The sequence below is a fragment of the Auritidibacter ignavus genome (genome assembly GCF_029853775.1).
In the GTDB taxonomy this organism is placed as follows: Bacteria; Actinomycetota; Actinomycetes; order Actinomycetales; family Micrococcaceae; genus Auritidibacter; species Auritidibacter ignavus.
In genome coordinates this window covers 1,882,667-1,900,092 of the sequence record NZ_CP122564.1, presented here as the reverse complement: position 1 = coordinate 1,900,092, position 17,426 = coordinate 1,882,667, and the positions used below count along the sequence as shown (strand labels likewise).

8 protein-coding genes are annotated in these 17,426 nt (G+C 54.7%); 2 read left to right on the top strand and 6 right to left on the bottom strand.

The window, feature by feature from the left end; translation table 11 throughout:
• Window positions 1-9: 9 nt before the first annotated feature.
• Window positions 10-1,218: a YkvI family membrane protein gene (locus tag QDX22_RS08720; protein ID WP_279717758.1), complete on the top strand. Its 1,209-nt coding sequence runs from the start codon at window positions 10-12 to the stop codon at window positions 1,216-1,218.
• A gap of 186 nt (window positions 1,219-1,404) precedes the next feature.
• Here the strand turns inward: QDX22_RS08720 and QDX22_RS08715 are convergent, their stop codons facing one another.
• From QDX22_RS08715 to QDX22_RS08690, 6 genes are all read right to left on the bottom strand, one after another.
• Complete coding sequence (locus QDX22_RS08715) at window positions 1,405-2,043, bottom strand: 4'-phosphopantetheinyl transferase family protein (protein ID WP_279672671.1); 639 nt, start codon at window positions 2,041-2,043, stop codon at window positions 1,405-1,407.
• Window positions 2,044-2,116: 73 nt separating this feature from the next.
• Window positions 2,117-2,647: a GbsR/MarR family transcriptional regulator gene (locus tag QDX22_RS08710; RefSeq protein ID WP_180342680.1), complete on the bottom strand. Its 531-nt coding sequence runs from the start codon at window positions 2,645-2,647 to the stop codon at window positions 2,117-2,119.
• Between the two features lie 7 nt (window positions 2,648-2,654).
• Window positions 2,655-2,843, bottom strand: a complete 189-nt coding sequence (locus tag QDX22_RS08705) for an MbtH family protein (RefSeq protein ID WP_136090057.1) — start codon at window positions 2,841-2,843, stop codon at window positions 2,655-2,657.
• A 52-nt stretch (window positions 2,844-2,895) separates the two neighbouring features.
• Window positions 2,896-9,912: a non-ribosomal peptide synthetase gene (locus QDX22_RS08700; protein ID WP_279723916.1), complete on the bottom strand. Its 7,017-nt coding sequence runs from the start codon at window positions 9,910-9,912 to the stop codon at window positions 2,896-2,898.
• Window positions 9,909-13,112, bottom strand: a complete 3,204-nt coding sequence (locus tag QDX22_RS08695; RefSeq protein WP_279717756.1) for a non-ribosomal peptide synthetase — start codon at window positions 13,110-13,112, stop codon at window positions 9,909-9,911. The genes QDX22_RS08700 and QDX22_RS08695 overlap by 4 nt, the downstream gene beginning before the upstream one ends.
• Window positions 13,109-16,312, bottom strand: coding sequence for a non-ribosomal peptide synthetase (locus tag QDX22_RS08690; RefSeq protein WP_279717755.1), 3,204 nt, complete (start codon window positions 16,310-16,312; stop codon window positions 13,109-13,111). The genes QDX22_RS08695 and QDX22_RS08690 overlap by 4 nt, the downstream gene beginning before the upstream one ends.
• A 329-nt stretch (window positions 16,313-16,641) precedes the next feature.
• Here QDX22_RS08690 and QDX22_RS08685 point away from each other — a divergent pair, with 329 nt between their 5' ends.
• Window positions 16,642-17,352, top strand: coding sequence for a GAP family protein (locus QDX22_RS08685; RefSeq protein ID WP_279672668.1), 711 nt, complete (start codon window positions 16,642-16,644; stop codon window positions 17,350-17,352).
• Window positions 17,353-17,426: the final 74 nt, after the last annotated feature.

Genomic DNA, 17,426 nt, shown 5'->3' with positions numbered 1-17,426 from the left:
TGCACTGGCATGGCCCAGCACCGATCCTCTCAGACCCCACAGACCAACACCCCTGGCACCGCGGCAACCTCGGGACCCCCGACCGATTCTGGTGGCGGTTTCGCCTGGGGCGCGTGGGTTCGCAATACCGGGGCGATCACCGCAGTGGTCATCGGTTCCGGGTTCGCCACCGGCCAGGAGATTCTGCAGTTCTTCGCCTTTCACGGGTTATGGGGCATTATTGGCACCGGCGCCGTGGTGTGTGTCATCTTGGGGTTTGTGGCCGCTCAGCTGGCCCGGGCCGGCTATCACCAGCGTTTTGCGCGCCCGGGACAGGTCTACGAGTTCTTTGCCGGTCGCTGGTTGGGTTTGGCCTTTGAATGGTTTGCGTTGTTGTTCATGTTCGCGGTGACGATCATTATGATCGCCGGCGCCGACTCACTGTTCGTCGAATCCTTCGGCTGGTCCCCGCACGTGATGGGTGTGATCATGACCGTGTTGCTGGTGGCCACGGTGCTGATGGGGTTGCGACGCACCGTCGATATTGTCGGCAACATTGGCCCGGTGATTGCGGTCATCGCGATCCTGTTGGGGATTTATGGGATCGCCCATAACCCCTCAGGTATTGCCGATAGCGCCCGCTTTCTCGCCGACGTCGATTTCGAGGCCAATGAGTATGGGGCCGTGCGCGCCGGGAGTAATTGGCTGGTTGCCGGGTTGCTGTTTGCCTCGTACAACATGCTGGTGTTGGTCAACTTTGTCACCGCGGTGGGAACAGAGTCACCCCAACGCAAGGTCGCGGTGGCCTCGGGAGCCAGTGGCGGAGTGCTCTTCGCCCTGGGGGCAGCTGTGGCCGGCGCCGGCCTGCTGGCGAATCTGCCGCAGGTGTGGGATAAAGATATTCCCATGCTCGAGATTGCCGGACTGATCGCCCCCTGGGCGCAGATTATTGTCGCGATCCTGATTATTTTCGGTGTCTACACCACCGCGGTGCCCCTGTTGTGGTCCACCGTGAACCAGTTCGCCGAGGACCGCACCCCGCGGGCGGTCGTGCTCACGCTGGTGTTCGCAGCCTTGGCGATGACGTTTGCGTTGTTCTTCGATTTCCGGACCTTGGTCAATTCCATTTACACCATTGGTGGCTGGGTCGGGCTGATCTTTATGCTCATCCTGGTGGCCCAAACCCTGGTGGTTCAGCCGATCCGCAACCGCCGCCAGAAACAGCATGCACAGGCCTAGTCGAAACTCACGCACTAACGAAATGAGCCAACTCAGGACTGACGCTCGCGTGAGTTGATCTAAGAGTTATACGGGTGCAACGCAACGCATAAGAGACGGCCCTCAGGCCAGTCACCACTACGTCGGCAAAATGGCGCCAGTGTTGCGCAATAACCACAACTCTAGCCGGTCATCCGTCAGCACCCCTTAGAGGATCAACGATGCGTAGACGTGATTATTCGTCGATTTCCACTGACCTTTGACCTGCGCCGGAAAGTTCTGGACCTTCGAATGGCTTCGATCGACCCGGGCTTCAAAGGTTCCGTCTCTCAAGATGCATACCTCGGCCTGACCGAAGTCAAGCCAGACGTTTTCCACCGGACTCCATGCTTTGTAGATCGCTTCCTTGACGCAGAAGAGGAGTCGGTCTGCGGGTACCCTCCCGAGTTCTTGCTGAACTTGCTCGAGACGAGAAGATTCGCTGGGTGTAGCAATTTGCTCCAGAACCCCGTCCGGAAGGGCTTCGGCTGGCTCCGCGTCTATTCCGATAGACATGAATTCGCCCACCGCACCGACAGCTGCCGCTCGGTAACCTCGACAATGAGTGATACTACCAACGACACCTTTAGGCCAACGAGGTGCGCCCCAAGCACCCTTCAAAATCGGTATAGGTTCCATCCCCAGTTCCTGAAGTGCACGTCGCGCGCAAATTCTCCCGGTCGCGAATTCGGTCTTTCGCTTCCTGACGAGACCTTGCGCGTATTCGCGCTCATCAGCGAACAAAAGGCCCTCCAAATTTCCAAAGGTTTCATGCACGACTACCCCGTCGGGCATCAGCTCTTTCACAGCAACCTAAGACAATCGAAGGATTTTCCCCGACATCGATTCGCGGACAGAAGAACGTTTGCCATGGCAGCAATCAAGAAGAATCAGCAATCACAGTTGAGTCGAGTTCGGTGTCAGCGACTCCCTCCCGCTCCCGCAAACGCGTTCGAACTGCTAGCCATTCATCTTTCAACTCTGGTAGCCGCTCAGCGAGAAAGAGATACAGTTCGCTCAGTTCATGAAGAGCCTGCTTCCTTTCTGACCCGTCAGCGTCGAGGAGCAGGGCAGCTTGCTCAAGGAGCTTGGCTTGATCTGCGTAAGACTCGCCGTCCAAATCCCTCGTAAATTGCTGGATGTCAAGATTGGCCACGACGAAGTCCACCCGTTGTCCGCGACCACGGAATCGTCGAGCTAACCCTCTCTCGCTGAGCAATGATACGGCCTGGGTGATTGCGCTTCGACTTGCTAATAAGGCGTCGGCAAGGTCGGCGATCGTCTGTTCCGCCGGAGAGCACACCGCTAGGTAAGCCAACGTCCGCCCCGCCACGGGTGGAAATCCCAGACTTTCCGCGTAGTAAGCACCAGCTCTATCTACGAACTTCAAGGTTTGCACCTGGTCTGTCATCGAGCTCCTAGCGATCGGCATTTTGAGCAACTGACGCACCCTCTTCGACCCAAGCCAAGCACTCGCTTCTGGTGCCTGGCCCGAAGGCCAAACGCCATCCATCCGGCACGGTCTTGAATTCAGGCCAGAGTGACTTCTCCAGCTTCTCGTTCGTCAGAATATAGAAGGATCCGCTTTCGTTGTCCAGAACACTCATCTTAGTATCTCCTCGTTATTTTTGGGGTATGGGTCAGTGAATAGATCTATATCTAGTGAGAATCGAGCCAAACGCGCAATGAACCTTCGAAACTTCTAATACCAGCCTCAGTCAGAAGCTCATCATGTGTTGTCGGGACAGAGACCGACTTCACCTCGCCGTTCGCGCGGTGGCGCCAATGGGCATCTGTATCAAGTGCTGACGTAGCACCCGTAGACGCAACGATGACCAAAACGTCAGCGGAGATATGGGAGGGATCCACGTGACCATTTAGTAACGCTCCCATTCTGTCCAAACAACGACCCATGCGGAGTGCATCTGTCTTTGTTGGAAGGACGTTAGTTGCCCCACTGTGCTCCGCCCATGCATAGAAGCTGTCGACGCCGCTGATCACTGAAGGAGAAAGATCGTTCAGGCTGATTTCAGCATGCCGAGCAAGCAGCGTCACGATGTCTGACTCAGTCACCTGTGCCTGGTTCGCACCAGCAACCGCAGGATCTACCGAATCAATAACTACCAACGATGAAACCGCTTCACCACGCTCTTCCAACTGGCGAACGATCTCTGCGGCAACCGTGCCGCCGCTGGACCATCCGACCAACGTAGTTCGTTTCCAATCTTGAACGACCCCGGAGAGCCCTTCCATATGGCGACGAGCAAGCAGCTCGATACTCGAATCCGAGACATCCCCGAAGTACTCCGGTGCCTGTACCGCGTAAAAGGGACGGCCCTGTGGGATAACGGGTAAAAGCCGCGAATACACGTGCCCGGTGCCGGCGCCAGGATGAATTGCGACGACGGGCGCACCCGTTCCTTCTCGGAGTGTTAATACATGCGGTTCATCTATATCGGAGAGGCCTGCGGTCAATGCAGACGCCAATGCAGAGATACTCGGGCAGTTGTAAACAAGTCGAGCCGTTACGTCTAATTTTAGTTCCGCTCGTATGCGGTTGACTAACTGAATCGCCATAATCGAATCCCCGCCCAAAGCAAAGAACGACTCATCAGTACTCACCGAGTCCAATCCCAGGACCTCCGAATACAACTGCACCAGAACCCGCTCCGTCTCCGACACAGGCTCCACAATCAGCCGAGCATCATCCAACTCCGGTCGCGGCAACTGCCGGAAATCAGTCTTACCGTTATGCGTCAACGGAATCTTTTCCAACTCAACGACCGCCGCAGGAACCATGTAGTCCGGCAACCACTGCCGCAACTGCTCACGAACCAACGCCGGCTCAACATCATCACTCCCAGCAACCACATACCCGACCAGCTGACGGTGCCCAGGCATATCCTCACGCACCATAACGGTCGCCTGAGCTACCCCCGGCACTCGAAGCAACGCAGCCTCAACTTCACCGGTCTCCACCCGGAAACCACGGATCTTCACCTGATCATCATTACGGCCTTCAAAGACCACCTCACCGTGCTCATTCCAACGAGCAAGATCGCCCGAACGATACATACGAGCACCACCACCAGCAAAAGGATCAGCAATGAACCGCTCAGCTGTTAGACCCGGCCGACGGAAATAACCTCGCGCCAACCCAATACCAGCAATAAACAGCTCACCCGTCACTCCCACCGGACACGGATTCAGATTCCCATCCAACACATAAATAGAGGTACCCGGGAACGGCCGACCAATACTCGGCGCGTCCTCCCCCGGCACCAACGCACCCGTCAACGTCGACACCACAGAACTCTCCGTCGGACCATATGTGTTAAAAAGTGAGTGGTTCTTCGACCAATCCTCGACTAGAGACGATGTGCAGGCTTCTCCGCCTACGACAACGACCAGACCTTCAGGGACCTCGTCAGGATCGACTGTAGCCAACAAGGCAGGGGTTAGTGACATGTGGGACGGCTTGACTTTGCGAATAGTTGTGACCAAATCTGCATCTACAGAAGATTTGGATCCTTCGACGATTGATAGTTCCGCGCCAGAACAGAGGGTGACGAAAATTTCCTCGACGGAGATATCGAAGCTGGTCGATGCCATATGCATAAATCGCTGACCTGGACCGACACCAAAGGCTGCGGATTCAGTAGTTACGAAGTCCGCGAGGCCGCGGTGAGTGACCAAAACTCCCTTGGGCTTACCAGTTGATCCCGATGTATAGATCAAGTAAGCCGGATCATCCACACCCAGAGCACGAACCCGGTCCTGCTGCTCAACAACACGATCAGACACAGCTTGCCAAGGACGATCTTCAATCAGAATCTCACCGGAACGACCAGATCCTCTCGACGAACTCGCCACCACGAAGCTCGGGCACGCATCATTCAAAATGTAATCAATCCGCTCCAGCGGATACTCCGGATCCACCGGCAAGTACGCACCACCAGCCTTGATCACTCCCAAAATAGATACCAAAGCATCAACACCCCGCGGCAAAAGAATCGCCACGATCGACTCCGGCCCAACACCAAGATCAATCAGATACCGGGCAACACGGTTAGATTCCCGATCCAATTGCTCATACGTCAGGCCATCATCAGCCCCACTCACCGCAAGCCGCTGCGAATGCAAAGCAACCTGCTGAGCAAACAAGTCCGGCAACACAGCCGGAACCGCAACAGTCCCGGTCTGGTTGAAAGACTCCAACTGATCGCGCAACTCATCACCGGCCAAATCAACATTGCCAACAAACTGATGCGGATCATCCACCACAGCAACCAACGCCCGCTGCCAAGCAGACATCCACGCAGCAACTTCCGTAGCGGAGAACACATCCGACCGATAATCAACATTTATGGTGAGTGCGTTGTCTGGGACGATCTTTATTGCAAGCGGATAGGCCGTGTGGTCGTTTACCTCGAAATCAACAATCTCAACATCATCGGGTCCGTTGTCCCCGATCGAGCCGATGGGCGCGTTTTCGAAGACGAACAAGGAATCAAACAGTGTCTTCTGCCCGATCGCGTGGGCAATTTCTGTCAACGGAAGATGCTGATGGTCCAAAGTGCTAATGTGCCGATCCAAACGTTCACGAATCAGCTCGGCCAGGGTCACATCACCTCGAACTGTGAGACTTACCGGAACCGTATTGAGAAGCATGCCAACAAGATCATGCACTCCCTCAAAGTCTCCTTCACGTCCAGAGACCGGTTCACCGAACACGACCGTGGGTTCACCTGTGATGTGTGACAACACCATCGCCCATGTAGTTTCTAGGATGATGTTCGTCGTGACACCCAACTTCTGAGCAGTCCCACGGATCGAAGCCGTAAGCTCTTCTGGCAACTCCGCTGTAGTGAGCTGATGTAGAGAAGATTTGTCAGCCCCTGCATCGGGGGCAACGAGACAAGGCTGTTCAACATCCTCCAAAGCTTGTATCCAACGTTCCCGAGCTACGTCCTTGTCCAGACAGGAATACCACTCATAGAAATTTCGCAACGGAACAGACGGGGTCGTGAATGATTCCGGCCCGTGAGCATAAGCCGAAAACAGATCACGCAGAAGAATAGGTATAGACCACCCGTCGATCACGATGTGATGAATTACTAGAGAAAGAACGTGCTGGTCTCCAGAAGGAAGACTGAACAAACCAGCACGAATCAATGGCCCCTGTTCCAAGTCAAAAGGAACCAACCGCAGAGCCTCGGCCGCATGCCAAGCCTCCCGATCAGACAACACTGATTCAAATTCGATGGAGAACCCGCCGCCTAGTTCGCCGTGCGGTGCCACTCTTTGTGACACGACTCCAACCTCATTCGCGACGAAAGTTGCTCGCAACGAATCATGGCGACCGACTACGCTCCTAAAAGCCTCGCCCAGTCGAAGATGGTCCAACTTCCCGCTCAGTCCAATCGCGAGTCCTACGTTGTAAACGCCGGGCGATGAATCCCTTTCGATCAGGCTCAACGAATGAATGCCCGTCTGCAGCCCTGTCAACGGCAGGAGGTTGGATTCATCTCCAGACGAAGCCACTGGTTTGGAATTGGCTTCGCTGGTCTCGTTGGTTGTAGTACTTCCTAGTTCAACCGGGGAATTTGCCCCCTCGGCATCCACCTCACAGATACGAGACGATAGGTCCCTCACAGTTGGGGAAGAGAAAACATCGGCAGGTTTCACCGATAGACCCCGCGCTCGTATGCGGTTGACTAACTGAATCGCCATAATCGAATCCCCGCCCAAAGCAAAGAACGACTCATCAGTACTCACCGAGTCCAATCCCAGGACCTCCGAATACAACTGCACCAGAACCCGCTCCGTCTCCGACACAGGCTCCACAATCAGCCGAGCATCATCCAACTCCGGTCGCGGCAACTGCCGGAAATCAGTCTTACCGTTATGCGTCAACGGAATCTTTTCCAACTCAACGACCGCCGCAGGAACCATGTAGTCCGGCAACCACTGCCGCAACTGCTCACGAACCAACGCCGGCTCAACATCATCACTCCCAGCAACCACATACCCGACCAGCTGACGGTGCCCAGGCATATCCTCACGCACCATAACGGTCGCCTGAGCTACCCCCGGCACTCGAAGCAACGCAGCCTCAACTTCACCGGTCTCCACCCGGAAACCACGGATCTTCACCTGATCATCATTACGGCCTTCAAAGACCACCTCACCGTGCTCATTCCAACGAGCAAGATCGCCCGAACGATACATACGAGCACCACCACCAGCAAAAGGATCAGCAATGAACCGCTCAGCTGTTAGACCCGGCCGACGGAAATAACCTCGCGCCAACCCAATACCAGCAATAAACAGCTCACCCGTCACTCCCACCGGACACGGATTCAGATTCCCATCCAACACATAAATAGAGGTACCCGGGAACGGCCGACCAATACTCGGCGCGTCCTCCCCCGGCACCAACGCACCCGTGATCGTGGAATTAACGGTGTCTTCAGTCGGGCCATATGCGTTGACCATAAGCCGACCTGGCGCCCATTCTTGAACAAGCTCTGCCGAACACGCTTCGGCAGCAACTACTAGATGTGTTATTCCGCTGAAGTCGTCTGGGTTGCAGACCTTCAGAACGCTCGGAGTCAGTACAGCGTGCGTCACGCCTTCTCGCTTCACCGTTTCTGCCAAAGTCGTTCCGGGTACCAAATCTGCAGATCCCACCGAAATCAGACACGCACCGCTACACCAAGCCATGACCATCTCATATACGGCAGCGTCAAAACTCAGCGAAGCGAACTGAAGAACCCGACTATTCGGCGTAACTTCCAGAGATCGCTGCTGCTGGCCAGCAAGATCCGCGAGGCCGCGGTGAGTGACCAAAACTCCCTTGGGCTTACCAGTTGATCCCGATGTATAGATCAAGTAAGCCGGATCATCCACACCCAGAGCACGAACCCGGTCCTGCTGCTCAACAACACGATCAGACACAGCTTGCCAAGGACGATCTTCAATCAGAATCTCACCGGAACGACCAGATCCTCTCGACGAACTCGCCACCACGAAGCTCGGGCACGCATCATTCAAAATGTAATCAATCCGCTCCAGCGGATACTCCGGATCCACCGGCAAGTACGCACCACCAGCCTTGATCACTCCCAAAATAGATACCAAAGCATCAACACCCCGCGGCAAAAGAATCGCCACGATCGACTCCGGCCCAACACCAAGATCAATCAGATACCGGGCAACACGGTTAGATTCCCGATCCAATTGCTCATACGTCAGGCCATCATCAGCCCCACTCACCGCAAGCCGCTGCGAATGCAAAGCAACCTGCTGAGCAAACAAGTCCGGCAACACAGCCGGAACCGCAACAGTCCCGGTCTGGTTGAAAGACTCCAACTGATCGCGCAACTCATCACCGGCCAAATCAACATTGCCAACAAACTGATGCGGATCATCCACCACAGCAACCAACGCCCGCTGCCAAGCAGACATCCACGCAGCAACTTCCGTAGCGGAGAACACATCCGACCGATAATCAACATTTATGGTGAGTGCGTTGTCTGGGACGATCTTTATTGCAAGCGGATAGGCCGTGTGGTCGTTTACCTCGAAATCAACAATCTCAACATCATCGGGTCCGTTGTCCCCGATCGAGCCGATGGGCGCGTTTTCGAAGACGAACAAGGAATCAAACAGTGTCTTCTGCCCGATCGCGTGGGCAATTTCTGTCAACGGAAGATGCTGATGGTCCAAAGTGCTAATGTGCCGATCCAAACGTTCACGAATCAGCTCGGCCAGGGTCACATCACCTCGAACTGTGAGACTTACCGGAACCGTATTGAGAAGCATGCCAACAAGATCATGCACTCCCTCAAAGTCTCCTTCACGTCCAGAGACCGGTTCACCGAACACGACCGTGGGTTCACCTGTGATGTGTGACAACACCATCGCCCATGTAGTTTCTAGGATGATGTTCGTCGTGACACCCAACTTCTGAGCAGTCCCACGGATCGAAGCCGTAAGCTCTTCTGGCAACTCCGCTGTAGTGAGCTGATGTAGAGAAGATTTGTCAGCCCCTGCATCGGGGGCAACGAGACAAGGCTGTTCAACATCCTCCAAAGCTTGTATCCAACGTTCCCGAGCTACGTCCTTGTCCAGACAGGAATACCACTCATAGAAATTTCGCAACGGAACAGACGGGGTCGTGAATGATTCCGGCCCGTGAGCATAAGCCGAAAACAGATCACGCAGAAGAATAGGTATAGACCACCCGTCGATCACGATGTGATGAATTACTAGAGAAAGAACGTGCTGGTCTCCAGAAGGAAGACTGAACAAACCAGCACGAATCAATGGCCCCTGTTCCAAGTCAAAAGGAACCAACCGCTGCCTGGTGATAAGTTCGGCGGATTCATCAAGATCGGCAACCTGAGCCTGAAAATGAACTGACCCTTGCTTTAGAATCACCTGCAGAGTGTCGCCATCCGGCCCGGAAGGAAATCTCGCTCGCAGAGTCTGGTGGCGGTCGACGAGATGCTGCAATGCAATCTCGAGAGCGCGCTCGTCAATTTCACCACGCAATCCGAACTTAAGCTGTGTATTGTATGCGTCCGGGTTGGTGGTGACGTCAAAGGTGGAGTGAAAGAGGATTCCATCTTGCAGGCTCGTCGTCGGCAGAACTTCAGAAATGGGGTTCATCGCGTGGAGCCTCCGTAGAGAGCAACCAGCGAGTCCATCTGCGAGTGGTTAAGTTCCACCAGTACCTTTTCATTCTGAGTTCGGTCGCTGGTCTCGTTGGTTGTAGTACTTCCTAGTTCAACCGGGGAATTTGCCCCCTCGGCATCCACCTCACAGATACGAGACGATAGGTCCCTCACAGTTGGGGAAGAGAAAACATCGGCAGGTTTCACCGATAGACCCCGCGCTCGTATGCGGTTGACTAACTGAATCGCCATAATCGAATCCCCGCCCAAAGCAAAGAACGACTCATCAGTACTCACCGAGTCCAATCCCAGGACCTCCGAATACAACTGCACCAGAACCCGCTCCGTCTCCGACACAGGCTCCACAATCAGCCGAGCATCATCCAACTCCGGTCGCGGCAACTGCCGGAAATCAGTCTTACCGTTATGCGTCAACGGAATCTTTTCCAACTCAACGACCGCCGCAGGAACCATGTAGTCCGGCAACCACTGCCGCAACTGCTCACGAACCAACGCCGGCTCAACATCATCACTCCCAGCAACCACATACCCGACCAGCTGACGGTGCCCAGGCATATCCTCACGCACCATAACGGTCGCCTGAGCTACCCCCGGCACTCGAAGCAACGCAGCCTCAACTTCACCGGTCTCCACCCGGAAACCACGGATCTTCACCTGATCATCATTACGGCCTTCAAAGACCACCTCACCGTGCTCATTCCAACGAGCAAGATCGCCCGAACGATACATACGAGCACCACCACCAGCAAAAGGATCAGCAATGAACCGCTCAGCTGTTAGACCCGGCCGACGGAAATAACCTCGCGCCAACCCAATACCAGCAATAAACAGCTCACCCGTCACTCCCACCGGACACGGATTCAGATTCCCATCCAACACATAAATAGAGGTACCCGGGAACGGCCGACCAATACTCGGCGCGTCCTCCCCCGGCACCAACGCACCCGTGATCGTGGAATTAACGGTGTCTTCAGTCGGGCCATATGCGTTGACCATAAGCCGACCTGGCGCCCATTCTTGAACAAGCTCTGCCGAACACGCTTCGGCAGCAACTACTAGATGTGTTATTCCGCTGAAGTCGTCTGGGTTGCAGACCTTCAGAACGCTCGGAGTCAGTACAGCGTGCGTCACGCCTTCTCGCTTCACCGTTTCTGCCAAAGTCGTTCCGGGTACCAAATCTGCAGATCCCACCGAAATCAGACACGCACCGCTACACCAAGCCATGACCATCTCATATACGGCAGCGTCAAAACTCAGCGAAGCGAACTGAAGAACCCGACTATTCGGCGTAACTTCCAGAGATCGCTGCTGCTGGCCAGCAAGATCCGCGAGGCCGCGGTGAGTGACCAAAACTCCCTTGGGCTTACCAGTTGATCCCGATGTATAGATCAAGTAAGCCGGATCATCCACACCCAGAGCACGAACCCGGTCCTGCTGCTCAACAACACGATCAGACACAGCTTGCCAAGGACGATCTTCAATCAGAATCTCACCGGAACGACCAGATCCTCTCGACGAACTCGCCACCACGAAGCTCGGGCACGCATCATTCAAAATGTAATCAATCCGCTCCAGCGGATACTCCGGATCCACCGGCAAGTACGCACCACCAGCCTTGATCACTCCCAAAATAGATACCAAAGCATCAACACCCCGCGGCAAAAGAATCGCCACGATCGACTCCGGCCCAACACCAAGATCAATCAGATACCGGGCAACACGGTTAGATTCCCGATCCAATTGCTCATACGTCAGGCCATCATCAGCCCCACTCACCGCAAGCCGCTGCGAATGCAAAGCAACCTGCTGAGCAAACAAGTCCGGCAACACAGCCGGAACCGCAACAGTCCCGGTCTGGTTGAAAGACTCCAACTGATCGCGCAACTCATCACCGGCCAAATCAACATTGCCAACAAACTGATGCGGATCATCCACCACAGCAACCAACGCCCGCTGCCAAGCAGACATCCACGCAGCAACTTCCGTAGCGGAGAACACATCCGACCGATAATCAACATTTATGGTGAGTGCGTTGTCTGGGACGATCTTTATTGCAAGCGGATAGGCCGTGTGGTCGTTTACCTCGAAATCAACAATCTCAACATCATCGGGTCCGTTGTCCCCGATCGAGCCGATGGGCGCGTTTTCGAAGACGAACAAGGAATCAAACAGTGTCTTCTGCCCGATCGCGTGGGCAATTTCTGTCAACGGAAGATGCTGATGGTCCAAAGTGCTAATGTGCCGATCCAAACGTTCACGAATCAGCTCGGCCAGGGTCACATCACCTCGAACTGTGAGACTTACCGGAACCGTATTGAGAAGCATGCCAACAAGATCATGCACTCCCTCAAAGTCTCCTTCACGTCCAGAGACCGGTTCACCGAACACGACCGTGGGTTCACCTGTGATGTGTGACAACACCATCGCCCATGTAGTTTCTAGGATGATGTTCGTCGTGACACCCAACTTCTGAGCAGTCCCACGGATCGAAGCCGTAAGCTCTTCTGGCAACTCCGCTGTAGTGAGCTGATGTAGAGAAGATTTGTCAGCCCCTGCATCGGGGGCAACGAGACAAGGCTGTTCAACATCCTCCAAAGCTTGTATCCAACGTTCCCGAGCTACGTCCTTGTCCAGACAGGAATACCACTCATAGAAATTTCGCAACGGAACAGACGGGGTCGTGAATGATTCCGGCCCGTGAGCATAAGCCGAAAACAGATCACGCAGAAGAATAGGTATAGACCACCCGTCGATCACGATGTGATGAATTACTAGAGAAAGAACGTGCTGGTCTCCAGAAGGAAGACTGAACAAACCAGCACGAATCAATGGCCCCTGTTCCAAGTCAAAAGGAACCAACCGCTGCCTGGTGATAAGTTCGGCGGATTCATCAAGATCGGCAACCTGAGCCTGAAAATGAACTGACCCTTGCTTTAGAATCACCTGCAGAGTGTCGCCATCCGGCCCGGAAGGAAATCTCGCTCGCAGAGTCTGGTGGCGGTCGACGAGATGCTGCAATGCAATCTCGAGAGCGCGCTCGTCAATTTCACCACGCAATCCGAACTTAAGCTGTGTATTGTATGCGTCCGGGTTGGTGGTGACGTCAAAGGTGGAGTGAAAGAGGATTCCATCTTGCAGGCTCGTCGTCGGCAGAACTTCAGAAATGGGGTTCATCGCGTGGAGCCTCCGTAGAGAGCAACCAGCGAGTCCATCTGCGAGTGGTTAAGTTCCACCAGTACCTTTTCATTCTGAGTTCGGTCGCTGGTCTCGTTGGTTGTAGTACTTCCTAGTTCAACCGGGGAATTTGCCCCCTCGGCATCCACCTCACAGATACGAGACGATAGGTCCCTCACAGTTGGGGAAGAGAAAACATCGGCAGGTTTCACCGATAGACCCCGCGCTCGTATGCGGTTGACTAACTGAATCGCCATAATCGAATCCCCGCCCAAAGCAAAGAACGACTCATCAGTACTCACCGAGTCCAATCCCAGGACCTCCGAATACAACTGCACCAGAACCCGCTCCGTCTCCGACACAGGCTCCACAATCAGCCGAGCATCATCCAACTCCGGTCGCGGCAACTGCCGGAAATCAGTCTTACCGTTATGCGTCAACGGAATCTTTTCCAACTCAACGACCGCCGCAGGAACCATGTAGTCCGGCAACCACTGCCGCAACTGCTCACGAACCAACGCCGGCTCAACATCATCACTCCCAGCAACCACATACCCGACCAGCTGACGGTGCCCAGGCATATCCTCACGCACCATAACGGTCGCCTGAGCTACCCCCGGCACTCGAAGCAACGCAGCCTCAACTTCACCGGTCTCCACCCGGAAACCACGGATCTTCACCTGATCATCATTACGGCCTTCAAAGACCACCTCACCGTGCTCATTCCAACGAGCAAGATCGCCCGAACGATACATACGAGCACCACCACCAGCAAAAGGATCAGCAATGAACCGCTCAGCTGTTAGACCCGGCCGACGGAAATAACCTCGCGCCAACCCAATACCAGCAATAAACAGCTCACCCGTCACTCCCACCGGACACGGATTCAGATTCCCATCCAACACATAAATAGAGGTACCCGGGAACGGCCGACCAATACTCGGCGCGTCCTCCCCCGGCACCAACGCACCCGTCAACGTCGACACCACAGAACTCTCCGTCGGACCATATGTGTTAAAAAGTGAGTGGTTCTTCGACCAATCCTCGACTAGAGACGATGTGCAGGCTTCTCCGCCTACGACAACGACCAGACCTTCAGGGACCTCGTCAGGATCGACTGTAGCCAACAAGGCAGGGGTTAGTGACATGTGGGACGGCTTGACTTTGCGAATAGTTGTGACCAAATCTGCATCTACAGAAGATTTGGATCCTTCGACGATTGATAGTTCCGCGCCAGAACAGAGGGTGACGAAAATTTCCTCGACGGAGATATCGAAGCTGGTCGATGCCATATGCATAAATCGCTGACCTGGACCGACACCAAAGGCTGCGGATTCAGTAGTTACGAAGTCCGCGAGGCCGCGGTGAGTGACCAAAACTCCCTTGGGCTTACCAGTTGATCCCGATGTATAGATCAAGTAAGCCGGATCATCCACACCCAGAGCACGAACCCGGTCCTGCTGCTCAACAACACGATCAGACACAGCTTGCCAAGGACGATCTTCAATCAGAATCTCACCGGAACGACCAGATCCTCTCGACGAACTCGCCACCACGAAGCTCGGGCACGCATCATTCAAAATGTAATCAATCCGCTCCAGCGGATACTCCGGATCCACCGGCAAGTACGCACCACCAGCCTTGATCACTCCCAAAATAGATACCAAAGCATCAACACCCCGCGGCAAAAGAATCGCCACGATCGACTCCGGCCCAACACCAAGATCAATCAGATACCGGGCAACACGGTTAGATTCCCGATCCAATTGCTCATACGTCAGGCCATCATCAGCCCCACTCACCGCAAGCCGCTGCGAATGCAAAGCAACCTGCTGAGCAAACAAGTCCGGCAACACAGCCGGAACCGCAACAGTCCCGGTCTGGTTGAAAGACTCCAACTGATCGCGCAACTCATCACCGGCCAAATCAACATTGCCAACAAACTGATGCGGATCATCCACCACAGCAACCAACGCCCTAATGAACTGTTGCAGTTGTCGCTGAGTTTCGGATTCGGTATGCATCTGATCATTGGTGTACCAAAGAGCCTCAGTCGTGCCAATTTCTGGGTGGTACACCGAGACGAAGGCGTCGTCAGTCAGGCCATTGTTAACCACGGTGAGACGACTCTTGATACCTTCGAGGCCTGAATCAAACGAGCCCATGTAATTCACGGTAAGACCCGCCACTTCGGTCACCCCTGACTCCAGGCGCAAGTCTCGACTAAGGCGAGAAGCCCGGTAGCGCTGATGCCTCAGCACGCCAGCAAGTCCCACTTCAGCATTGGCAACAACCTCTTCGAACGTCATTTCCGCAGTGGTATGAATCGGCACTGGGAGGATGTTCGCTGCAGTCGCCGGTGTTTCACGATCTTTTCGGGAGAATCGCGCAGCAAGAGCTAAACCGACGGGAATATCTCCGTCGCCCACGGTCGGATGCAACAAAACTGCTGCAGCAGCAAGCAAGGTTGCAGGGATTGATTTTCCAGTCCGGGTAAGCTCATCGAACAAATCGTTGGACATCGTCGAGCGGAATATGTGATTGTTCGTAGCGCGACTGGGGGGAGCACTACTCAAGCTTGCACGTCGACCGAGCCGTTGCGCCTGATTCTGCCAATACTCGCGGTCCCTCACTAAGTGGTTCGACTCACGGTATTGACGGTCCCGTTCGATAAACCCGCTCAAGTCACCGAATCTAGCGACTGACTCAGTCGAAGACTCAGTGGCGCGGCCCCGATATTCATTCATGACCTCACGGACGATCAGAGCGCCAGCATAACCATCAAGGTGATAGTGGTGAGCCGCGAAATCAATGCGATAGTGCCTGTCGCGCATGCGAGCGACGGCGAAAACGTGGCTATACCCGGAGGACAATGGTGTTAACCGCTCATGCCAGGGAGCAAGCCACTGGTCGAATGCGCCTTCCGGATCGGACGAGCTGGAGAAATCCAAGGCGTGAACGTTCGGAACGTTGCTCCGAAGATGTTGCTGCGGCAATGCTTCTGCAATGTCAATTATTAGGCCCAGAGCCTCAGTACGTAGGACGACTCGACGCAGTGACTCTTCCATTCGGGGTAAGTCAACATCCTCGAAAATGTCGACGAACTCTCTGACGAAGCGGCCATCCTTGCCGTTCGACAGCACTTGGCTGTACCAAAATTCCTCTTGTGCGGCTGTCAGGCTAATCATCTTGTGTTCCATAGCATCTCCATTGACATCTGATTCGTAACGGAACTTTCGGCTCTCAACTGACCCTCACTTCATGTGTCTCGGAACCGCGCATTGCTTTGAATCTGGAAAATCCAGCAAATGCAGCGGGGGCATTGACCGTCAGCCAGTAAAAAAGATACCAGAGATAACACGTGAATGTGTCATAACTATTAGATGAACTATTTTCAAGATCTTTGACTCCCGTGAGGTTCAATAGTAAACTAAATCATAGAGATCACAGTTATCTCTGTTATTTCTGTGATGCATGTCAGCTATGCTAGTCTCGACTTCGGTACGACTACGATCCCGAGGACACCAACATGACTGCACCCCTTGCTTTCCTGATCATTGGCCTGGCACTCATCGACAGCACCAGCCTCGGCACGTCTCTCATCCCCTTGTGGTTGTTGCTGTCTCCCGGTCGGCTGAGCAAGGCACGGATCGGCTCCTACTTGTTGACGCTGACGCTCGCGTACTTCGCAATGGGATTAGCCGTGGCGGCCGGGGCGGCATCCCTATTCAATGCATTCCAATCCTGGATTTCTTCGGCACCCGACGCATTGCTTGTCGGCGGCCAAACAACGATCGGGGCCCTGATCATTACGTTCGGGCTCACCCTGCTCATCCGCAACGTACGCGGCAGCGCGCAAGACTCCGGGAACGCACTCTTTCGATGGCGAAACCAGGCCATGACGGCTGGTTCGTCACGTGGACTCGTTTGGCTTGCTCTGCTGGCGTTCGGGATCGAATTCGCCACGATGGTTCCCTATGTCGGAGCAATCGTGGCGATGACGGACGCAGAGATGTCGTGGGAATCGATCATTCTCTGGGTCTTCATCTACTGTGCAGTTATGATGGCTCCGGCCGGCATCCTCACGGTGTTTCGCCTGGCATTAGGCCATCGGATCGATCCTCTCCTCCGGCGCTTGGACGCCTGGCTAGAGCGGCATATGCGCACTGTCAGCGGCTCCGGGCTGACGCTGCTGGGTGCGCTCATTGTCGGCATCGCGATCACCAATCTCGTCTCTTAGCATCACGAATCCGTGCCGTGAATAAAACAGGACGCACCACCCCGAAGGGCAGTGCGTCCTGTTGATGTCGGCGC